Raw genomic sequence first — 20,796 nt, forward strand, 5'->3', positions numbered from 1 at the left:
TGGTCGCACATCCTCGGATAGGCGACTCGCGCTCCATCTGCAATTGATAGCTTGCGGCCGTCTTTGCCGAGTTCCCGAACCTCTACCAGTGGAGCGCGCGGACAGCGGCTGCGTCAGCCTAATCCGCTTATCAAGTCGGCCGTGCCATAGAAATCACACCAATGTGGATATACCCGACCGCGCAGTGGCGGCTTCGGCAGGGCCATGTTAACCGGCAAGCTCTGAACGAGGTGCTCCACCGTTGCTACAATACAGACCCGAAATCGATGGACTGCGCGCGCTCGCGGTCATGCCCGTGCTTCTCTTCCATGCTGGTTTTGGCTTCATCGGGGGCGGGTTTGCTGGCGTAGACGTTTTCTTCGTCATCAGTGGTTATCTGATCACGGCGATCATTCATCGCGAAACTCGCGACGGTAGCTTCAACATTGTCGGATTCTACGAACGCCGCGCGAGGCGCCTTGCGCCAGCCTTGCTCTTCATCTGCACCGTTTCGACCGTCTTTGCCGCTCTTTGGATGCTGCCCCAGGAGCTCAACAATTTCGGCAAGAGCCTCTATGCGGTGAGTCTTCTCGGGTCGAATTTCCTGTTCTGGGATCAGACCGGGTATTTCGCGCCCAACACGGACTTGATGCCCCTTCTGCACACCTGGTCACTGGCCGTTGAGGAGCAGTTTTACATTGCGTTGCCCCTGCTTCTATTCGCACTTCGCCGCTACTCGGTGGCTACGGTGATGACGCTTCTGGCGACTGGCGTGATCCTCAGCTTTGGAGCCACGCAGATTCTTGCCCGCATCGATCCGGCCGCAAATTTCTACCTGCTGCCGAGCCGCTTTTGGGAGCTCGGCATTGGTGCAATGTTGGCGATTGCCAATGAGAGGCAATTCGATTTTCCCCAACGACTGCGTGAGATCCTGGCAGCGCTCGGTCTTTTCGCCATCGCCGCCAGTTACATCCTCCTTCAAGGAACGGCTTACTACCCCGGCTGGACGACGCTGCCGGTGGTGCTGGGAACCACTCTGGTGCTTGCCTTTGCACACGGAGACACGATCGTGGGCAAACTGCTTTCGTGGCGGCCCTTGGTGGCAATCGGACTTCTAAGCTACAGTCTCTATCTGTGGCATCAGCCGGTCTTCGCCTTCGCGCGCTTGCGTTGGATCGACGAGATTCCACGTCTCGGTTATTTGCTGCTGATCGCGCTTTGCTTCGTACTCGCCTTTTTCAGCTGGCGCTATGTCGAGCAGCCGTTCCGCAAGAGCGCGCGTTTAGGCCGGCGCGCCGTCTTCAGTTCCACGATCGCCTCTGGCGCTGTCGCAATCCTTTTGGGCCTTGGCCTTGATGGGACGGACGGCATGGTTGCGCAAAAACCGGACTTGGCGCGGCTGACCGGATCGAGTATCGGCCTCGGCAAGCGGTGCGACGCGGTGGTCGATCTCAAATGCGCTACAAGCCACACACCGGAAATGGCTGTTTGGGGCGATTCCTTTGCCCGACATCTGGTCGATGGCATCATTGCCTCGAAGCATGACGTCCGGTTGCTACAACTTACCAAGAACAATTGCGGGCCGTTTCTCGACCTAGCCCCGATCGCCCCGCGGCTTGGCGGGAGCTGGCCGAAGGAATGCGCCCAACATAATGATGATGTCCGGCGTTTCCTGCTAGCGAACAAGTCGATCCGCTACGTCGTCCTGTCATCGCAGCTCAGCCAGTATCTGACGGAAGAGATGGTGCTCGTCGAAGGAAAGCGCGAAGTTCCGACCGAGGTGAAGACACTCACGGCCAGCCTGCGCTCGACGCTTGCTTGGCTGAAGGCAAATGGTTTTGAGGCCGTGTTCGTCGCGCCGACGCCACATGACGGCCGCGACACCGGCCTTTGCGTGGCGCGGGCAAGGCTCTTGGAACAACCGATTGAGCGCTGCGAGTTGCCGCTCAAGAATGTTCGCGTTCATGACAAGGACATACTAAATGTCCTCGCCGATATCGCCGACGAGTATCCCGTGGTTAGCTTCATGAATTACCTTTGCGATGCGGATGCCTGCAAGGTCGAGGATCAGGGCGTAGAGCTTTTTGAGGACCATGGGCATTTCTCCGCGCAAGGATCGCGACAGATGGGCCGCGCGCTCAACTTCTACCGCTCCTTTGTCGATGCAGCGAAGCGCGATCCAGTATCCGCACAGATCGCACCGGCGCAACCTTCGCTCCCATCGGCGGCCCTGTGATCCATCGGTCAGGCGAAAACCCGCGACGAGGGGCCGCTATCGCCCCGACGAGAAGAGTTACGCTCTGAAGACGGGGCAGGCTACGCGCGGCGGCTTCTCCGTTCGCGGGCCGGTGCCGCTGCGCCCTCATTGGCCGTCTTGTTGCGCAGGGGGCCGATCTTTTCGACGATGACCTCGAGCGTCGGGCGCTCGCCCCTGGTGTGGTTGTCGAGCGCAAGGCGCATGGCGGCGAGGTGATTGCAGGACGTGCCGCAGCAGCCGCCGATGATCTTGGCGCCGGCATCGACGGCCAGGCGCGCATATTCGGCCATCAGCGGCGGCGTGCCGGAATAGTGGATCTCCGATCCGCGGAACTCGGGAATGCCGCAATTGCCCTTGACGACGACGGTGCCCTCGGGATTGGCGGCGGTCATGTCGAGGAGCGAGGACAGAATGTCGGATGCGCCGACGCCGCAATTGGCGCCGACCGCGACCGGGCCTTCGCCGATGCCCGCCGCAACCGTGTGGAGGTCCTTCGGATGCAGGCCCATCATCGTCTTGCCGGCGGTATCGAAGGAGCCGGTATAGACGAAGGGGAGGCCGACCTTGCTGGCAGCCTCGGCTGCCGCCCGGATCTCGTCCGGCGACGACATCGTCTCGATCCAAGCGACTTCCGCGCCGCCGGCCTTGAGGCCCTCGATCTGCTCGACAAAGGCTGCGACCGCGTCCTCATAGGAGAGGGCGCCGAGCGGCACCAGCAACTCGCCGGTCGGGCCGACGGAGCCGGCGGTGATGACCTTGCGCGGCGCCTTGTCGGCGACGGCACGGGCAATCTCGGCGGCGCGCTTGTTGAGCGCATGAACCCGGTCTTCCGCCTGGTGGAGCTTCAGCCGGTGGCGCGTGCCGCCGAAGGAATTGGTCAGGATGATGTCGGCGCCGGCGTCGACGAAATCCTGATGCAGCTTGGTGATGTTTTCAGGCTTGGTCTCGTTCCAGAGTTCCGGCGCTTCGCCGGCCTCGAGACCCATGGCGAAGAGCGACGTCCCGGTCGCGCCGTCGGCAAGCAGAACGCCCTTCTGGGCGAGGAGGTCGGAGAGGGCGTTGGCTGCGATGGGCATCGGCGTTTCCCGGCTGAATGGCTTGTAGCAAGATATAAACATATCTTTATGTGCTTGCGCATGAGGAAGCAAGCTAAATGTGTATCGAACCTCGCGCTGGCCTGCCGCGACTACGCGCCTGCCGAGAGCCGCGGCAGTTCATCCGCCAGGAGACGGGCGAGGTCGGTCGGGGCGGGCCCTGCGTTGGGGCGCAGGCGCAGGCTGAATTCCGCGTCGGGCAGCGGCGGCAGATCGAGGTGCTTCGGCACGGCCGTTATCCCCGTGCCCAGGAAACGACCCGTGCGCGCCGTCACTGCGATGCCGCTGAGGACCGCGGCCCGCAGACCCGAAAGGCTCGGACTGGTTGCGGCCAAGCGGAAGGGGCGGTTGATCGCCTCGAGCGCGGCAATCGCGGCAGCGCGGAAGCCGCAGGGTGGGTCGAGTACAGCTACGGGGAGATCGGCGTCGGGCAAAGTCAGGCCCCTCTCGGCACACAACCAGATCATCGGATCGCGCAAGGTAACCAGTTCGTCCGCCGAAGGCCCTTGCCGCATCGCCAGGACGATGTCGATCTGGCCTTGCTCGTATGCGGCCGTCAGTTCCTTCGTGCGGCCGATCCGAAGGTCGAGGCGAACCCGCGGATGCGATCGGGCGAAGCGGCCGAGCAGATCCGGAAGCGTGGTGTCGGCGAAATCCTGGGTGCTGCCAAGTGTCACGCGGCCGTCGGCCCGAGCACCCTTGAGGCTCAACCACGCCTCGCGATGGGCGTCGAGGATGCGGCGGGCATGACCCACGAACTCCTCGCCCACAGGTGTCAGGGAGCGCCCGCGCCCGGCCGGCGCGAGAAGAGCTTCGCCCACCAGCTCTTCCAGCCGCTGCATCTGTGCCGTCACGGCAGAAGGCGAGCGGCTGACGACATCCGCCGCCCGGGCGAGCGAGCCGCCCTCGGCAAAGGCGAGAAAAGTACGCAGAAGCTCCGGATCGATCATTCTCATGCTTCAATAATACAGAATTGTCGATGCCAAACAATTCGATTTTATTGATGCAATGATGATGCCAGGCTTGATTTCGTCACCTCATTATTCACACGAGAAAGGAACTCTCATGCCGATCATCAGCATCGCCGTTGCGGCCCCGGCGAACCCCAGCCTTTCCGCGCAAATCGCGGCGTCCATGACCGAATTGACGCGCCTGCACCTGCGCAAGGATCCGACCGTCACGGCCGTTACGATCAGCTATATCGATCCGCAACACTGGTTTGCCGGTGGAAGGTCGATTGCCTCACAGGAGACCGCGAGTTTCTGGCTCGACATCAAGGTTGTCGATGGAACCAATACGAAACAGGAACTCGCCAGCTATATCGAGGCGGTTTATGCCGGGTTCGAGAGCTTGCTCGGAACGGTTCACCCCGAAAGCTACGTGCTTGTTCACGAGGTAGCGGCTGCAGCTTACGGCTTTGGCGGCAAGACGCAGGAGTTTCGCTTCATCAGCGGCAAATTGCAGCCGGCCGCGTAGAAGTGGGAAAGGGGCAACCGCCTCGGTCGCCCCTCTAAACCCGTGAAGGATTCTTATGCCGCCTCGCGGTCGCCGTAACTTGTCGGCGTCACCATGGCGCTGATTATTGTCTGCAGGTCGATGGCCCCGATGGGGCGGCCGTGGGCGTCGACGACGTGGGCGGTGTTGATATGCGCACTCGTCATCGTACGGGCGGCCGCCTCGAGGACCGCGTCTGCCGCGATTGCGAGGCCCTCCGGATTGCCGGAGAGCGGCCGCATGATCGTCGCGACATGCACGACCCGGCCGCGGTTCACCTCCTTGACGAAGGCGGTGATGTAATCGTCCGCCGGCGCAAGCACGATTTCCTGGCCGGTTCCCTGCTGCACCACACGGCCGTCGCGCAGGATGGCGATCTTGTCGCCGAGCCGCAGCGCCTCGTCGAGGTCGTGCGTGATGAACACCACGGTCTTCTTCAATTCCTTCTGCAGTTCGAGGAGCACCGTCTGCATGTCCACGCGGATCAGCGGGTCGAGCGCCGAGTAGGCCTCGTCCATCAGCAGGATCTCGGCGTCATTGGTCAGCGCCCGGGCCAGGCCGACGCGCTGCTGCATGCCGCCCGAAAGCTGGTTCGGATAGTGCTTCTCGAAGCCCTTGAGGCCGACGCGGTCGATCCAGCCAAGCGCCCGCTTCTCGCTCTCGCGCTGATCGATGCCCTGGATCTCCAGGCCGTAAACGGTATTTTCGAGCACGGTGCGGTGCGGGAGCAGCGCGAACTTCTGGAACACCATCGCCGTCTTGTGGCGACGGAACTGGCGAAGGTCGTTCTGGTTCATCTTGCAGACGTCGACGCCGTCGTAGAGCACTTCGCCGGCGGTCGGGTCGATCAGCCGGTTGATGTGGCGGATGAGCGTCGATTTTCCTGAGCCGGAAAGGCCCATCACGACCGTAATGCAGCCGCCGGGCATCGGGATGTTGATGTCCTGCAAGCCGAGGACATGGCCATATTTCTCGTTGAGTTCGGCCTTGCTCATGCCGTTCTTGACGGGATCGATATATTCGTGCCCGCGCGGGCCGAAGATCTTGTAGAGGTTCTTCACCTCGATTGCGCGACTAGCCATGAACTAACCTCCGAATGCTTTTGCAGCCACCTACCGAAGGCTTGGCTGGCACGATCGAAATGATGGCGCTGCCGATCAATGCAACACCGCTGGAGCCGCGTTCCGCCGTTGCGCTTCTTTGGGCGCGTGCACGGGCGCAACCGCTTCCAGGTTCCCCTTGAGCAATGTGACAGCGGAACAGGTTCGCTGCTGTGCTGTTTGCGACGCGGCGTGCAGCCGCTTCGTCGCGAACATTCGATCCGCAGCGCGACCGAGTGCAAGAGGTCCAGTCTCGGTCCACAGCAAGGACAGCCTCAAAGCGCCGCCTTCACTTTTTCTGCGACGTCCGGGCTCACCCATTTTGCCCATATGTCTGGAAAGTGCTCGAGAAAATACCGTGCAGCGTCCTCATTGGTCGCGCGGTTCTGATCCATCCAGGCGAGGATCTTGTTGACTGTGGCATTGTCCCATCCGCGGGCATTCACGTAATCCATGGCGACGCCTGCCTTTTCGGAAAAGGAGTTCGTCACCACGGTAAACACGTCCGAGACCGGATAGGAGTTGACCTTCGGACTTGGGCAGTTCGGCACGGCCGAGCAGGAGTCCCATTCCGCCCTGTCGTGGTCGACACCGAAGGAGAGCCGGATCATCTCATATTTGCCGAGGATCGCCGTCGGCGCCCAATAATAGCCGAGCCAGCCCGTCTTCTTCTCGAAGGCTTCCGCTATGGAACCGTCAAGTTCGGCTGCCGAAGCGGGGCCGACAAGCTTGAAGCCCGCCTTCTCCGCACCGAGTGCCTTGTAGAGATTGGTCGTCGAGATCCGACAGTTCCAGCCGGAGGGGCAACTGTGGATCGCTCCCTTTGAAGGATCGTCAGGCGCGGGGAACAGATCCGGCTGCTTCAGGGCGTCCTGAACGGTCTTGATTTCCGGATGGGCATTGGCGAGGAATCTTGGAATCCACCAGCCTTCGACGCCGCCTTCGCTCAGAATAGGCGCACCCTGTATAAGGCGGCCTTCCTTGACGGCCGTTTCGAGCTGCGTGCGCACGGAATGGATCCACAACTCCGGTGCCATGTCGGGCTCGGCCTTCTCGTTCATCGATGCGAAGGTCCGCATCGTGTCACCGGCGACCAGAGAGACGGTGCAGCCATAGCCGTTCTCGAGAATAAGGCTGTCAACATGGGCGGCGATGCCTGCCGAAGCCCAATTCATTTCGGCAATGCTGATCTCGCCGCACTCGGCGGCCCGCGTCGGTGCGGCCAGGACACAGATGCCAGCAGCGGCAAACGTGATTGCGAGCAGTTTCGTCATGTTCCCAGGCCTCCCGCCCTTACGCGGCCCACGACCTATCAGCCTAGGTGTTTTCGAAGAGAAATCAACCTCTTCAAATGATCTGGAATGGATTGCCGTTCGAGGCACTGCTGTTAAGTAAGGCGCTGCCGCGCCGGCTGCTCTTTCAACGGAGGATCGCGCGAAGAACTCGAAAAAAGTGCGAATTCATGTTTGGTTAAGCTCTCACTAACCATCCGGTAAGAATGTCAGGCTAATTGTTTGCTGCGGCGGGCGACTGCCGCAGGTCCGGTTCAGGTGTTGCGTACCGGACCTGCCTCCCTGGCAAGCTCGACGCTTTGCGGGGCAGGAGGCGCGTCCGGGCGACGGACGCGATCAGCATGCGATTCTTGCAGGGACGCAGAATGTCGACAAAAGTCAGAGCCCGATAAGCCGATTATCCGACGTTGGACGTGCGGATGAAGCCGAGCGGGCCGAATGGCGCGTCGGCCGGCAAATTGCGTACGCGGGACTGGCTGCGCGGCGCCTGTGAGTTCCAGGCGATCTGAACGAAGTTCGGTTTGCTGAAGATGAACAGCATTGTTTTTCCTGCCTTGGGAGTCCGGTCTGTTCCCGGTTGTTGCGATGGCGGCGATATAGGCGTGCGGCGGGTATTTCCCGATGCCAAACTCGGCATCGCATGTCGCATTTTGGCCAGAGGTCCAAAGTTCGTCGCAAGCTTGATGAGCGGATGACAGAGGCCGGGATCGCCGCTGCCGCAAGTGCGGTGAAATGACGTCGAGACAGGGCTTTGCGGCAAAGGGTTTCGATGCTACGGAGACCGCATGACACGCGCGATCATGCTCCAGGGGACCGGCTCGGATGTCGGAAAATCGGTAATGGTGGCAGGCCTCTGCCGGCTTGCCGCCAATCGCGGCCTGAAGGTGAGGCCCTTCAAGCCGCAGAACATGTCGAACAATGCGGCCGTCTCCGATGACGGTGGCGAAATCGGCCGGGCGCAGTGGCTGCAGTCGCTCGCCGCGCGCGTACCCTCGTCGGTGCACATGAATCCGGTGCTCCTGAAGCCGCAATCCGATGTCGGCAGCCAGATCATTCTGCAGGGCAAGGTCGCGGGGCAGGCCAAGGGAAGGGAATATCAGGCGCTGAAGCCGAAGCTGCTCGGCGCCGTGATGGAGAGTTTCGAGCATATCTCGGCCGGCGCGGATCTCGTCGTCGTCGAGGGCGCCGGTTCGCCGGCCGAGATAAACCTCCGGGCCGGCGACATCGCCAATATGGGTTTCGCCACGCGCGCCAATGTTCCGGTCGTTCTCGTCGGCGACATCGATCGCGGCGGTGTCATCGCATCGCTGGTCGGCACCCATGCAATCCTGCCGGAGGAAGACCGGCGGATGGTCACCGGCTATCTCATCAACAAGTTTCGCGGCGACGTCACGCTTTTCGACGATGGCATCGCCGCTGTCGACCGCTTTACCGGATGGCCTTGTTTCGGTGTCGTGCCCTGGCTGAAAAGCGCCGGGCGGCTGCCGGCCGAGGATTCGGTCGTTCTCGAGAAGCTGGCGCGCGGCGGCGGCAAGGCCTTGAAGGTCGCCGTGCCCGTCCTGTCGCGCATCGCCAATTTCGACGATCTCGATCCGCTTGCGGCAGAACCGGAGGTCGAACTCGTCTTCATCCGGCCGGGCATGCCGCTTCCGGAGGATGCGAGGCTTGTCGTCATCCCCGGTTCGAAATCGACGATCTCGGATCTGAAGGACTTTCGCGCGCAGGGCTGGGACCGTGACCTGGAGCGCCACGTCCGCCGCGCCGGTCGGGTGATCGGCATCTGCGGCGGCTATCAGATGCTGGGCCTCCGCGTCACCGATCCGCTCGGCATCGAGGGAAGCGGCGGCGAGATCGCCGGGCTCGGGCTGCTTTCCGTCGAAACCGAAATGGCGCCGGAAAAGACCGTGCGCAACAGCCGCGCCTGGTCGCTGGAGCATGGCGTGGCGCTCGACGGCTATGAGATCCATCTCGGCAAGACAATCGGGGCAGATTGCCAACGAGCGCCTGTGACGATCGACGGTCGCCCCGATGGCGCGGTCTCGCCGGACGGGCGCGTCATGGGAACCTATCTGCATGGCCTCTTCGGTAGCGACGCCTATCGCGCTGCACTGCTGAAGAGCCTGGGAATCGAAGGCGGAGGCGCCAACTATCGTCAGTCGGTCGACAGCGCACTCGACGAGATTGCCTCCGAGCTCGAAGGCGTGCTCGACCGCGCCTGGCTCAACGGCTTGCTCGGGTAGCTGCTACGCCGCCGGCGGGCGACACGCAGTCCAGCCCTCTTTGGTCGATATTGCATGGCCGCTGCGAAGGATGCAGCATGGCGGGCGAGGCGGCAGACCTTTTTTCCGAAAAGTACAAGTCTTGCCGCCGCCCGGCACAAAGGTCGGCGGTCATGACACGCGCCCAGCTGGTCGGCGTCCTTATCGGATTGGTGATTGTCGCGGCTCTGACGATGCTGCGGGCAAGCGATCCACAACTGCTGAGATTCGCCCGCGAAATCACCTTTGACGAATACCAGCGCCTGGCGCCGCGGCCTTTCGAAAACCTGCCCGTGCGGGTCGTCGATATCGATGAGGCGTCGCTCCGGGAGTTCGGCCAGTGGCCTTGGCCAAGGGATCGATTGGCTGCCTTGGTCGACAGGCTTTCGGAAATGGGCGCCGCCGTGATCGCCTTCGACATTCTGTTCGCCGAGCCCGATCGATTGTCGCCGCGCACCGTTCTGCGCGACGTGAGGGGGATCGAGCCGGCTTTGCTGGAGCGGCTGCCGGACAATGACGAGATCTTTGCGGAGGCGATTGCCGGCAAGCCGGTGGTGCTGGGCTTCGGCCTTTCGAGAGAGGGAAATTATCGGCCGCCGGTGAAGGCCGGCTTCGCCTTCACCGGCGAGAGCCCCTTCGGAGCGCCGCCGCGCCTAACAGCCGCAACGCCGCTCCGGCCGGAGCTCGAGGCCAATGCAGCCGGCATCGGGCATATCAGCCTCAATCCCGACAGCCCGTCAGCGGTCGTGCGGGCGGTGCCGCTGCTTCTGAGCGATGGCGAGCAGCTCTATCCGAATCTGGCGCTCGAGGCGCTGCGTGTCGCACAGGGCGCTTCCACCTACCTGCTGGCCGGTGCGACGGACGTGCCCGATACCCTAACCCGGATCAAGATCGGCGATTTCGCGGTGCCGGTCACGGCGGCCGGCGAGCTATGGCTCTATGTCAGTGAGGACCGGGCGGAAAGATATGTGTCGGCCGGCCGCGTGCTTGCCGCATCGGGTGCTCCCCAGGATGTCAGGGCTGCGGTCGAAGGCAGCATCGTCTTCGTCGGCACGTCGGCTGCCGGTTTGCTCGACATCCGCACTACGGCTCTCGGCCATAACGTCCCGGGCGTCTCGCTGCATGCCCAGGCCGTCGAGCAGATCCTGTCGGGTCGCTTCCTCTCCCGTCCGGACTGGGCCGAAGGGCTTGAGATACTGTCGATCGCCATTGCCGGCACCCTCCTCGTCATGGTGACGACCTTCGTCAGCCCCGGCGTGGCGCTCGCCTGCGGGCTGCTGATCACCAGCTTGGCTCTCGCGGCTTCTTGGACCGCCTTTCTCTATGCGGGACTGCTCTTCGACCCGCTTGCTCCGATCTTTTCCGGATCGGTCACGCATTTCGCCGCTACGGCCTACCGCTTCCTGGTGACCGACCGGGAACGCCGCGTTGTCAGGCGCGCCTTCGGCCAATATCTGTCGCCGTCGCTGCTTTACCGCGTCGAGCACACGCAGAACGCCCTGCGCCTCGGGGGAGACGATCGGGAACTGACGATCATGTTCGTCGACGTGCGCAACTTCACCGAGATCAGCGAGCGCCTGGCGCCGACCGAGGTCGTAGGGTTCCTGAATACGCTTCTCGATGCGTTGAGCCGCCATGTCATCGAAAACGAGGGCACACTCGACAAGTTCATAGGTGACTCGATCATGGCCTTCTGGAACGCCCCCGTCGATGTCAGAGATCATCCTCGCAGGGCCGTTCGCGCGGCTTTGGCGATGCGGGAAACGCTTGCTCGTCTCAATGACACGGATGCCTTCGGTTTCGGGGCGGGGCAAAGCGTGGCCATCGGCATTGGAATCCACACCGGCCTTGCCTGCGTCGGCAACATGGGCGCCGAGACGCATTTCAACTATTCGGCGGTCGGGGACACGGTCAATGTGGCGGCGCGCATCGAATCCGCCTGCAAGGAGATCGGCTACGACATCCTCGTGTCGGAGGCGACGGCAAATTTGGCTGGCGGCTGCGCCCTGCTGGAGGCCGGAGCGTTGGGGCTCAAAGGCAAGAGCACCCGAACGAGACTCTTTGGAGTCGTTGGCGACGAGCGGCTGGCCGAGTCGGATGAATTCGCCGAGCTGCTCGAAGTTCACCGGCAGCTGGTCGACGCATTGCGCGCACGCTCCCCCGAGAGCCGGCGCATGCTGGGCGTGGCAAAGCTCAAGGCGTCCGCGCTGACGCCGGGCTTGTCGGAGTTCTATCGGCGGATTTCGCGGCGCGGCGATCATTTCATTGGTGAGCCGACGGCGAAGGATGCGGTTGGCGAGTAGAGTGCGTCGCCGACCACTGCAAAAGGTGCCGCTTTTCGGAACTTCAATTATAGTCACCGTCGTCCGAACGAACGGGCCTTGCTCCGGTCGTGCGAGTAATCACGGTTGCGCGGCCTGTCCGACCTGTCGAACTTGTTCGGCTTATCGTGCCAGCTCTTGTCGTGTTTGTCCGGCTTGCCCGGCTTGTCTGGTTTGTGGGGCTTGTCTGGTTTGTGGGGCTTGTCTGGTTTGTGGGGCTTGTCCGGTTTGTGGGGTTTGTCCGGTTTGTGAGGCTTGTCGGGTTTGGGTGGCTTATCGGGTTTGGGAGGCTTGGGTTGGGGCGGCGTCTCGACAGGCCGAGCCGGTTCGGGCGGTGCGACGAGTGGCCGGACCCGATCAGGACGGATCTGGATCTCAGCTGAAAGGCCGCAGCCGGTGCCGCTCCATCCGGGCGACAGCTGCTGCCTGCCGGAGAGGAACGGCAAGGCCTGCTGGTTGCCGAGTGTCCTGAGGATGCTTCGGTCGACCCGTCGCGTATCGGTCATATCGCCATTGGGACGGGCGACCACGCAGTCGCAGCGCCGCGTCAGCTGTTGACAGCCGCCTCGGCCGCAAAATTCGGCAGCGCCGCTCAGGAGCACTACTGCCGTCGTGCCGTCGCCGCCGACGTAAAAGTCGAAGACCGTGCCTCGAACGCCGATGGTTCCGGCCGGTGTCAGGATCTGGTAGGCCGAGTGCCCCGAGTTGCCGCTGATCCAGCGAAACGTACCCTTCGCTGCCGCGACAGTCAGCTTCTGCACCGATCTCGAGTCGTCGAAGACGAATTTGTCGATGACGACCGACGAGCCGGCACCGACGGCAAGCTTGCTTCCATCTCGGAAGACGAACTGGCCAAGGCCGGATCTGGATGTCCGAATCCGCTCGTCGCGGTGGACGGGGTCCTTGACCACCAGTGGTCCGCTCGCCCCGCTGACCTCAGTCCTGATCCGGATCGCCTGACCAATCGGTTCGGCGGCCTTGCTTGGCATGGAGCCGTAAAGCGCGACACTTAGCGCGACAAATGCGGCACGACGCAGATATGCCATCGCACCCCCTCCAGGCTGAACTGACAATTTCAGTGCCGTGGACATGATCGAACACCGTGGCGAAGTATCGGAGCCGCCTCGGGTTCGAATGCCCGTTTTATCACGCGCTGGGGACGGGCGTCTGCCTACCCGTTCGGATTATGAGAAAGGCGCCGAGTTGGCGACGCGCCTCGCGCTGCCGCAACTTGCCGACCTCGCGTCGCAGACCGTCGATTGACTTTGCCGCATCCGCTTCATAATTAACGCATTGGATGGTTCCCCCGCACCGAAGCGGCGCGGGAGAGTAAATGGGAATGTGACGGGCGGACCCACACCGGGCGCCCTTATCGCAGCCGACCCCGCGACTGTAGAACGGTCAGGGTTCGCCATCGGACATGCCGCACCTCTTCCGGTGAAACTGCATGGGGCGGTTTTCGCGGATTTCGGAGGGTATGCCGGAAAAGCCACTGGCGTGGCATCGTGAGCAGCCGGGCTGGACGCCTCTTCTTCTACGAATCGTCCGCCTTCACGAGCCAGCAAACGCCGGGAAGGCGAGGCGGACCCGTTCGGGCCCAATAGCGATGCGCACCGCGTGCGCAGCGCTTGCCCGTGACGCCGAGAGCCAGGAGACCTGCCGTCCATCAGGGCATCGCCCGGGGGAGTCCTCCCCAATGCCAGCACGGAGGTTGTCGTGGCTCATTTATCGTCTTCTGCGCGTGCCCGTCACGCGTCCGCTTGCTATCGTTGCTTTGATCCTACCGGTTTCCTGGCATGGGATCTGGTCGGATGACATTCCTCAATGTCGGTCCGGTCTTTGTGCTCGGCGGCGCGCGCTCCGGAAAATCCAGTTTTGCGGAAAAGCTCGCCGAAGCCTCGGGGCTCAGGATGCACTATGTCGCGACCGGCCGCGCCTATGATGAGGAAATGCGCGATCGTATCGCCCGCCACCGGGCCGCGCGGCAGGGCAAGGGCTGGGAGACGCATGAAGAACCGCTCGATCTCTGCGGTCTGCTTCGTCGACTAGATGCACCGGAGCGCGTAATTCTTGTCGACTGTCTCACGCTGTGGGTGACGAACCTAATGATGGAAGAGCGTGACATGCCGGCGGAGTTTGCGGCACTTGCCGGCTTGCTGCCTGCCATGCAGGCGCGCGTCATCATCGTCTCCAATGAGGTCGGTCTCGGCATCGTGCCGGAGAACCGCATGGCGCGAGACTTCCGCGACCATGCCGGCCGCCTCCATCAAATCGTCGCGGAGAAATCCGCCGAAGTCTATTTCGCCGCGGCCGGGTTGCCGCTGAAAATGAAGGGTTGATTCATGACACTTGCAAAGGCTCAATCGGGCAAGATCCCCGCCACGGTCATCACCGGCTTCCTCGGTGCCGGCAAGACGACGATGATCCGCAACCTGCTGCAGAACGCCGAGGGCAAACGGATTGCGTTGATCATCAACGAGTTCGGCGATCTCGGTGTCGATGGCGACGTGCTGAAGGGTTGCGGTGCTGAAGCCTGCTCGGAAGAGGACATCATCGAGCTTACCAATGGCTGCATCTGCTGCACCGTGGCCGACGACTTCATCCCGACCATGACCAAGCTGCTCGAGCGCGAGAACCGCCCGGACCATATCGTCATCGAGACATCCGGCCTGGCGTTGCCGCAGCCGTTGGTCGCCGCGTTCAACTGGCCGGACATTCGCAGCGAAGTGACGGTCGACGGCGTCGTCACCGTTGTCGACAGCGCCGCCGTTGCCGCCGGCCGTTTTGCCGACGATCACGACAAGGTCGATGCGCTGCGCGTCAGTGACGACAATCTCGACCACGAGAGCCCGCTGGAAGAGCTCTTCGAGGACCAACTCACCGCCGCCGACCTCATCGTTCTCAACAAGACCGATCTCATCGATGCTGCGGGCCTCAAGTCCGTGCGCGACGAAGTCGCCTCGCGCATCAGCCGCAAGCCGGCGATGATCGAGGCCAAGAACGGCGAGGTGGCCGCCGCGATCCTGCTCGGGCTTGGCGTCGGCACGGAAGACGAGATCGCCGACCGCAAATCGCATCACGAGATGGAGCACGAGGCCGGCGAGGAGCACGATCACGACGAGTTCGACAGCTTCGTTGTCGAGCTTGGCCCGATCGCCGAACCGGCCGCCTTCATCGATCGGCTCAAGGCCGTCATCGCCGAGCACGACGTGCTGCGCCTCAAGGGTTTTGCCGACGTACCCGGCAAGCCGATGCGTCTGTTGATCCAGGCGGTCGGCAGCCGTGTCGATCAATATTATGATCGTGCCTGGGCACCCGGCGAGACGCGCGGCACGCGCCTCGTCGTCATCGGCCTGCACGACATGGACGAGGCCGCCGTGCGCGCGACGATTTCGGCGCTGGCGTGAGGTTGTTTTGAGCGCGTGTGAGAAAAACCCTTTCCCGACCCCTCCCCACAAGGGGGAGGGGCTTGGCTGGCATTTGCCGCGACGCTTCCGTTCCCAAAGGGGCGTGGCGTTTTGGCCGGAACGGCTGATATTCGGGGAAAGAGTGCGTGTGGCACGACCTGGCCCCTCCCTCTTGTTGGGAGGGGTTGGGGAGCGGTCTTTTCGCGAGCGCCACGAGGAGCAGCCATGCACCTCCTGCTAGCCCAGAAAGGCACGATCGCCGACGGCAACGAAGCGATCGATCTCGGCCAAAACCCGGCCGATATCCTGTTCCTGTCGGCGGCCGATACTGAGCTTGCGTCGATTGCCGCCGCCCATCGCCGGCGCGTAGGCGCAAAGAGCCTGCGCATCGCCAGCCTCATGAGCCTCATGCACCCGATGTCGGTCGACACCTATGTCGAGCGCACCGCGCGGCATGCGAAGCTGATCGTCGTCCGGCCGCTCGGCGGCGCCAGCTATTTTCGCTACGTGCTGGAGGCGCTCTATGCCGCGGCTGTGGCGGGCAAGTTCCAGATCGCGGTGCTGCCGGGCGACGACAAGCCCGACCCCGGCCTTGAACCTTTCTCGACCGTTTCGACGGAAGACCGGCGGCGTCTCTGGGCCTATTTCACCGAGGGCGGCGCCGACAATGCCGGCCTCTTCCTCGACTATGCCGAGGCGCTGATCGACGGCGGCGAGAAGCCGCAGCCGGCGCGGCCGCTGCTGAAAGCCGGCATCTGGTGGCCGGGCAGGGGCGTGATCGGGGTTGCCGAGTGGATGCGCACTGCAGGCGGCAGGGCAGAGGGGGGTAACCACCCTGACATGCTTCCGACCCCGACCGTCGCCATCTGTTTCTACCGCGCCCTCGTTCAAAGCGGCGAGACCAAGCCGGTCGAGGCCCTGATCGAGGCGCTCGCCGAAGAGGGCATGCGCCCGCTTCCGGTCTTCGTCTCGAGCCTCAAGGATCAGGTGTCGATCGGTACTCTCGAAGCGATCTTTGCCGAGGCGGCGCCGGACGTGGTGATGAATGCCACTGGCTTTGCCGTCTCGGCACCCGGCGCCGACCGACAGCCAACTGTGCTGGAATCGACCGATGCGCCGGTGCTGCAGGTCATCTTTTCGGGTTCCTCCCGCGAAGCCTGGGAAGCCTCGCCGCAAGGGCTGATGGCGCGCGACCTCGGCATGAATGTCGCGCTGCCGGAGGTGGATGGACGGATCCTTTCGCGCGCCGTCTCCTTCAAGGCGGCATCGGTCTACGACCCGCTTGTCGAGGCAAACATCGTCGGCCATGAGCCGCTTGCCGGCCGCGTGCGCTTCGCCGCCCGGCTCGCCGGTAATTGGGCAAGGCTCCGCAGGGCGAAGCCGGACGCACGCCGCATCGCCATAGTCATGGCAAACTACCCGAACCGCGACGGTCGTCTCGGCAACGGCGTCGGCCTCGATACGCCCGCCGGGACGATCGAGGTGCTGAAGGCCATGGCGGCGCAAGGCTATCCGGTCGCCGAGCTGCCCGAAGATGGCGATGCGCTGATGCGCTTCCTGATGGCCGGGCCGACCAATGCGGCGAGCCGCGACCGGGAAATCCGCGAAACCATTTCCTTGAATCGCTACAAGGACTTCTTTGCCTCTCTTCCGAAAAAGATTCAGCAGGAGGTGGGCGAGCGTTGGGGAGCGCCGGAGGCCGATCCCTTCTTCCTTGCCGGGCACTTCGCGCTGCCGCTCGCTCGATTCGGTCAGGTCATCGTCGGCATCCAGCCGGCCCGCGGCTACAATATCGATCCGAAGGAAACCTATCACGCCCCGGACCTCGTGCCGCCGCACGGCTATCTCGCCTTCTATGCCCATCTGCGGCAGGTCTTCGGCGCCGATGCCATCATTCATATGGGCAAACACGGCAATCTCGAATGGCTGCCCGGCAAGGCGCTGGCGCTTTCCGAGACCTGCTATCCCGAGGCGGTCTTCGGCCCGATGCCGCATCTCTATCCCTTCATCGTTAACGACCCCGGCGAGGGGACGCAAGCGAAACGCCGCACCAGCGCGGTGATCATCGACCACCTGACGCCGCCTTTGACGCGGGCCGAGTCCTACGGGCCACTCAAGGATCTCGAAGCGCTGGTCGACGAGTATTACGAGGCGGCGGGCGGCGATCCGCGGCGGCTGCGGTTGCTCAGCCGCCAAATCCTCGATCTCGTGCGCGACATCGGCCTCGACCACGACGCCGGCATCGACAAGGGCGACAGCGACGACAAGGCGCTCGAAAAGCTCGACGCCTATCTCTGCGACCTCAAGGAGATGCAGATCCGCGACGGGCTGCATATCTTCGGCGTGGCGCCGGAGGGGCGGCTGCTCACCGACCTTACCGTGGCGCTGGCCCGGGTGCCGCGCGGTCTGGGCGAGGGTGGGGATCAGAGCTTGCAGCGCGCGATTGCGGTGGATCTGGGATTGCGGCAAGCACCCCGCTCTGTCCTGGGGGAGATGTCCGGCAGGACAGAGCGGGGTATTGACCCTCGAGGTTTCGACCCGCTGGATTGCGTTCTTTCCGCGCCCTGGAGCGGCCCGAAACCCGATCTTCTCGCCAACCTTTCGGATGCCCCCTGGCGCAGCGCGGGCGATACGGTCGAGCGCATCGAACTGCTCGCCACGAAGCTGATGTCGGGTGAGGTCGCCTGCCCCGACGGCTGGACCAACACGCAAGCGGTGCTCAATGAGATCGAGGCACGGCTGAAGCCTTCAATAGAGCGGTCGGGTGCAGCCGAAATCACCGGCCTGCTCACCGGCCTCGACGGTCGCTTCGTGGCCCCCGGTCCTTCCGGCGCGCCGACGCGCGGCCGTCCGGACGTGCTGCCGACCGGCCGCAATTTCTATTCCGTCGACAGCCGCGCCGTGCCGACGCCGGCGGCCTATGAACTCGGCAAGAAATCGGCCGAACTGCTCATCCGCCGCTATCTGCAGGACCATGGCGAATGGCCGTCCTCCTTCGGCCTCACCGCCTGGGGCACGTCCAATATGCGCACCGGCGGCGACGACATCGCCCAGGCGCTGGCGTTGATCGGCGCCAAGCCGATCTGGGACATGGCGTCGCGTCGGGTGACCGGCTACGAGATTGTCCCGCTTGCCGTGCTCGGACGCCCGCGCGTCGACGTCACGCTCAGGATATCCGGCTTCTTCCGCGACGCTTTTCCGGAGCAGATCGCGCTGTTCGACAAGGCGATCCGTGCCATTGGCGCACTGGAAGAGGACGATGCCGACAACATGATCGCCGCCCGGATGCGCGCCGAGGCACGTCGCCTTGAGGAAAACGGCGTCGAGCCGAAGGAGGCGGCAAGGCGCGCCTCCTATAGGGTGTTCGGCGCCAAGCCGGGCGCCTATGGCGCCGGCCTGCAGGCGCTCATCGACGAAAAGGGCTGGGAAAAGCCCGCCGATCTCGCCGAGGCCTATCTTACCTGGGGCGGCTATGCCTATGGCGCCGGCGAAGACGGCAAGGCGGAGCGCGGGCTTTTCGAGGAGCGCTTGCGAACCATCGAGGCGGTTGTTCAAAATCAGGACAATCGCGAGCACGATCTGCTCGACAGCGACGATTACTATCAGTTCGAAGGCGGCATGAGCGCTGCCGCTGAGCGTCTCAAGGGGCAACGCCCGGCGATCTACCACAACGATCACTCCCGCCCGGAGAAGCCGGTGATCCGGTCGCTGGAGGAGGAGATCGGCCGCGTGGTGCGGGCCCGTGTCGTCAATCCGAAATGGATCGACGGGGTCATGCGCCATGGCTACAAGGGCGCCTTCGAGATTGCCGCGACGGTCGACTACATGTTCGCCTTCGCCGCGACGACCGGTGCGGTGCGCGACCATCATTTCGAGGCGGCCTACCAGGCCTTCATCGCCGACGAGAAAGTCCTCGATTTCCTGCGCGACAAGAACTCGGCCGCACTTGCCGAGCTCGCCGAGCGGTTCCTGGAGGCGGTCGACCGAGGTCTCTGGAACCCGCGCTCCAATTCGGCGCGATATGAACTGAACAGTCTGTCGGCCCGCGCGGCGCCTGAGCGCCCGCGCGCCGGCAACTAATAGGGAGGATGCCATGAGCGACGAAACCGCAAATACCGGCGAACCGGTCGCCGAGAAGGACGAAGCCCGCCACGCCATGAAGATGGCAAAGAAGAAGACGGCGCGTGACAAGATCATGGCGACGAAGACCGACGAGAAGGGTCTGATCATCGTCCATACGGGCAAGGGCAAGGGCAAGTCGACCGCCGGCTTCGGCATGATCTTCCGGCATATCGCCCATGGCATGCCCTGTGCCGTCGTGCAGTTCATCAAGGGCGCGATGCAGACCGGCGAGCGCGATCTGATCGACAAGCATTTCGGCGACCTCTGCCAGTTCTACACGCTCGGCGAAGGCTTCACCTGGGAGACGCAGGACCGCGCCCGCGACGTGGCGACGGCCGAAAAAGCCTGGGAAAAGGCGAAGGAACTGATCCGCGACGAACGCAATTCCATGGTGCTGCTCGACGAGATCAACATCGCCTTGCGTTACGACTATATCGACATTGCCGAGGTCGTTCGCTTCCTCAAGGAAGAGAAGCCGCACATGACGCATGTGGTGCTCACCGGCCGCAACGCCAAGGAAGATCTCATGGAGATTGCCGATCTGGTAACGGAGATGGAACTGATCAAGCATCCGTTCCGCTCCGGCATCAAGGGTCAGAAGGGCGTCGAGTTCTGACGGTGCAAAGCCGGCTTTTTCATGCGCCGGCCGTGGAACAGGCCGGCGCGATCAGATCCCCAGCCAAATCCTCAGCGGATGCGTCGGGTCCGCCAGCAGCCGGATCGCCAACGCGATCGAGACGATGACGAGCAACGGCTTGATGATCTTCGCGCCTTTCGCCATCGCGTAACGTGAGCCGACCTGCGCACCGAGAAACTGACCCGCTCCCATCAGAAGCCCGACCTTCCAGAGCACGACCCCGTAGAGAACGAAGACGATGAAGGCGCCGAGATTGGAGCCGAAGTTCAGGAACTTCGTGTGGGCTGTCGCCTTGAGGATGCCGTAGCCGGCAAGCGAGACGAAACCGAGCATGAAGAACGAGCCCGTGCCCGGTCCGAAAATGCCGTCATAGAAGCCGATCAGCGGTACGAAGCTGAGGGTGAAAAGAAAAGCCGACAGGCGGCGATGCTTTTCGACGTCGCCGATATTCGGCTTGCAGCCGAAATAGACGGCGATTGCGATCAGCAGAAATGGCAGCACGCCCTTCAGCGCATCGGCTGGAACGACCGTCGCGATCAAGGCGCCGAGCACCGACCCCGCGGCCGACATCAGCGCCATCGGCAGCTGTTCCTTCAGGTTCACATGGCCGTGTCGCGCATAGGCAATACTGGCGGAGCCCGACCCGAAGAGCGATTGCAGCTTGTTCGTGCCGAGCGATTCGAGCGGCGGAATGCCGGCGATCAACATGGCGGGAATGGTGATCATCCCGCCGCCCCCGGCGATCGAATCGATGAAGCCGGCCATGAAGGCGGCTATGAATAAAAAGAGCAGCAGGTGGATAGCGAGGTCGGTCACGGAAAGCTCAAGACGAAAC

At 63.2% G+C, this 20,796-nt stretch carries 15 protein-coding genes and 1 riboswitch; of the genes, 8 read left to right on the forward strand and 7 right to left on the reverse strand.

The genetic code is table 11. From position 1 onward, the window contains the following. The first annotated feature begins 241 nt into the window (after window positions 1-241). Window positions 242-2,215, forward strand: a complete 1,974-nt coding sequence (locus ATC00_RS23325) for an acyltransferase family protein (RefSeq protein ID WP_268801748.1) — start codon at window positions 242-244, stop codon at window positions 2,213-2,215. An 80-nt stretch (window positions 2,216-2,295) separates the two neighbouring features. Here the strand turns inward: ATC00_RS23325 and bmt are convergent, their stop codons facing one another. Continuing rightward, window positions 2,296-3,312: a betaine--homocysteine S-methyltransferase gene (gene bmt, locus ATC00_RS23330; RefSeq protein ID WP_064254589.1), complete on the reverse strand. Its 1,017-nt coding sequence runs from the start codon at window positions 3,310-3,312 to the stop codon at window positions 2,296-2,298. Between the two features lie 110 nt (window positions 3,313-3,422). After that, window positions 3,423-4,286 carry a LysR substrate-binding domain-containing protein gene (locus ATC00_RS23335; protein WP_064254590.1) on the reverse strand — a complete coding sequence of 288 codons (864 nt, stop codon included), beginning with the start codon at window positions 4,284-4,286 and terminating at the stop codon, window positions 3,423-3,425. A gap of 109 nt (window positions 4,287-4,395) precedes the next feature. Here ATC00_RS23335 and ATC00_RS23340 point away from each other — a divergent pair, with 109 nt between their 5' ends. Beyond that, window positions 4,396-4,806: a tautomerase family protein gene (locus ATC00_RS23340; RefSeq protein WP_064254591.1), complete on the forward strand. Its 411-nt coding sequence runs from the start codon at window positions 4,396-4,398 to the stop codon at window positions 4,804-4,806. Between the two features lie 53 nt (window positions 4,807-4,859). On the opposite strand, the gene ATC00_RS23345 is transcribed toward ATC00_RS23340, so the two are convergent. The 3 genes from ATC00_RS23345 to ATC00_RS33070 form a co-directional block, all read right to left on the reverse strand. Continuing rightward, complete coding sequence (locus ATC00_RS23345) at window positions 4,860-5,906, reverse strand: quaternary amine ABC transporter ATP-binding protein (RefSeq protein WP_064254592.1); 1,047 nt, start codon at window positions 5,904-5,906, stop codon at window positions 4,860-4,862. Between the two features lie 293 nt (window positions 5,907-6,199). After that, a complete protein-coding gene (locus ATC00_RS23350; RefSeq protein ID WP_064254593.1) occupies window positions 6,200-7,198 on the reverse strand; it encodes a glycine betaine ABC transporter substrate-binding protein in 999 nt (332 codons plus the stop codon). A 415-nt stretch (window positions 7,199-7,613) separates the two neighbouring features. After that, the gene (locus ATC00_RS33070) at window positions 7,614-7,757 is read right to left on the reverse strand and encodes a hypothetical protein (protein ID WP_153045277.1); all 144 of its coding nucleotides are present in this window, start codon (window positions 7,755-7,757) and stop codon (window positions 7,614-7,616) included. A 244-nt stretch (window positions 7,758-8,001) separates the two neighbouring features. Here ATC00_RS33070 and ATC00_RS23355 point away from each other — a divergent pair, with 244 nt between their 5' ends. Further along, on the forward strand, window positions 8,002-9,456 hold the full coding sequence (locus ATC00_RS23355) for a cobyric acid synthase (protein ID WP_064254594.1): 1,455 nt from the start codon (window positions 8,002-8,004) through the stop codon (window positions 9,454-9,456). Between the two features lie 152 nt (window positions 9,457-9,608). Next, window positions 9,609-11,777 carry a CHASE2 domain-containing protein gene (locus tag ATC00_RS23360; protein WP_064254670.1) on the forward strand — a complete coding sequence of 723 codons (2,169 nt, stop codon included), beginning with the start codon at window positions 9,609-9,611 and terminating at the stop codon, window positions 11,775-11,777. A gap of 53 nt (window positions 11,778-11,830) precedes the next feature. Here the strand turns inward: ATC00_RS23360 and ATC00_RS23365 are convergent, their stop codons facing one another. Then, window positions 11,831-12,841: a FecR family protein gene (locus ATC00_RS23365; RefSeq protein WP_037386339.1), complete on the reverse strand. Its 1,011-nt coding sequence runs from the start codon at window positions 12,839-12,841 to the stop codon at window positions 11,831-11,833. A gap of 235 nt (window positions 12,842-13,076) precedes the next feature. Next, a riboswitch (cobalamin riboswitch) is annotated at window positions 13,077-13,473 on the forward strand. 133 nt (window positions 13,474-13,606) lie between these two features. On the opposite strand from ATC00_RS23365, the gene cobU reads away from it, so the two are divergent. The 4 genes from cobU to cobO all read left to right on the forward strand — a co-directional run bounded on the left by cobU (window position 13,607) and on the right by cobO (window position 19,940). Continuing rightward, on the forward strand, window positions 13,607-14,134 hold the full coding sequence (cobU, locus tag ATC00_RS23370; RefSeq protein ID WP_037386335.1) for a bifunctional adenosylcobinamide kinase/adenosylcobinamide-phosphate guanylyltransferase: 528 nt from the start codon (window positions 13,607-13,609) through the stop codon (window positions 14,132-14,134). A gap of 3 nt (window positions 14,135-14,137) precedes the next feature. Continuing rightward, the gene (gene cobW / locus ATC00_RS23375; protein WP_064254595.1) at window positions 14,138-15,202 is read left to right on the forward strand and encodes a cobalamin biosynthesis protein CobW; all 1,065 of its coding nucleotides are present in this window, start codon (window positions 14,138-14,140) and stop codon (window positions 15,200-15,202) included. A gap of 225 nt (window positions 15,203-15,427) precedes the next feature. Then, window positions 15,428-19,282, forward strand: a complete 3,855-nt coding sequence (gene cobN / locus ATC00_RS23380) for a cobaltochelatase subunit CobN (RefSeq protein WP_064254596.1) — start codon at window positions 15,428-15,430, stop codon at window positions 19,280-19,282. A gap of 13 nt (window positions 19,283-19,295) precedes the next feature. Beyond that, entirely contained in the window at window positions 19,296-19,940 is a 645-nt protein-coding gene (cobO, locus tag ATC00_RS23385; RefSeq protein WP_064254597.1) for a cob(I)yrinic acid a,c-diamide adenosyltransferase, read from the forward strand. 51 nt (window positions 19,941-19,991) lie between these two features. Here the strand turns inward: cobO and ATC00_RS23390 are convergent, their stop codons facing one another. Then, a complete protein-coding gene (locus ATC00_RS23390) occupies window positions 19,992-20,777 on the reverse strand; it encodes a TSUP family transporter (protein WP_037386325.1) in 786 nt (261 codons plus the stop codon). Window positions 20,778-20,796 lie beyond the last annotated feature (19 nt).

This window comes from Sinorhizobium americanum (genome assembly GCF_001651855.1).
GTDB lineage: Bacteria > Pseudomonadota > Alphaproteobacteria > Rhizobiales > Rhizobiaceae > Sinorhizobium > Sinorhizobium americanum.

Bases quoted from the DNA above. Each gene is read 5' to 3' on its own strand.
- bmt (WP_064254589.1), bottom strand. From the start codon at position 3,312: ATGCCCATCGCAGCCAACGCCCTCTCCGACCTCCTCGCCCAGAAGGGC.
- ATC00_RS23335 (WP_064254590.1), bottom strand. From the start codon at position 4,286: ATGAGAATGATCGATCCGGAGCTTCTGCGTACTTTTCTCGCCTTTGCC.
- ATC00_RS23340 (WP_064254591.1), top strand. From the start codon at position 4,396: ATGCCGATCATCAGCATCGCCGTTGCGGCCCCGGCGAACCCCAGCCTT.
- ATC00_RS23345 (WP_064254592.1), bottom strand. From the start codon at position 5,906: ATGGCTAGTCGCGCAATCGAGGTGAAGAACCTCTACAAGATCTTCGGC.
- ATC00_RS23350 (WP_064254593.1), bottom strand. From the start codon at position 7,198: ATGACGAAACTGCTCGCAATCACGTTTGCCGCTGCTGGCATCTGTGTC.
- ATC00_RS33070 (WP_153045277.1), bottom strand. From the start codon at position 7,757: ATGCTGTTCATCTTCAGCAAACCGAACTTCGTTCAGATCGCCTGGAAC.
- ATC00_RS23355 (WP_064254594.1), top strand. From the start codon at position 8,002: ATGACACGCGCGATCATGCTCCAGGGGACCGGCTCGGATGTCGGAAAA.
- ATC00_RS23360 (WP_064254670.1), top strand. From the start codon at position 9,609: ATGACACGCGCCCAGCTGGTCGGCGTCCTTATCGGATTGGTGATTGTC.
- ATC00_RS23365 (WP_037386339.1), bottom strand. From the start codon at position 12,841: ATGGCATATCTGCGTCGTGCCGCATTTGTCGCGCTAAGTGTCGCGCTT.
- cobU (WP_037386335.1), top strand. From the start codon at position 13,607: ATGACATTCCTCAATGTCGGTCCGGTCTTTGTGCTCGGCGGCGCGCGC.
- cobW (WP_064254595.1), top strand. From the start codon at position 14,138: ATGACACTTGCAAAGGCTCAATCGGGCAAGATCCCCGCCACGGTCATC.
- cobN (WP_064254596.1), top strand. From the start codon at position 15,428: ATGCACCTCCTGCTAGCCCAGAAAGGCACGATCGCCGACGGCAACGAA.
- cobO (WP_064254597.1), top strand. From the start codon at position 19,296: ATGAGCGACGAAACCGCAAATACCGGCGAACCGGTCGCCGAGAAGGAC.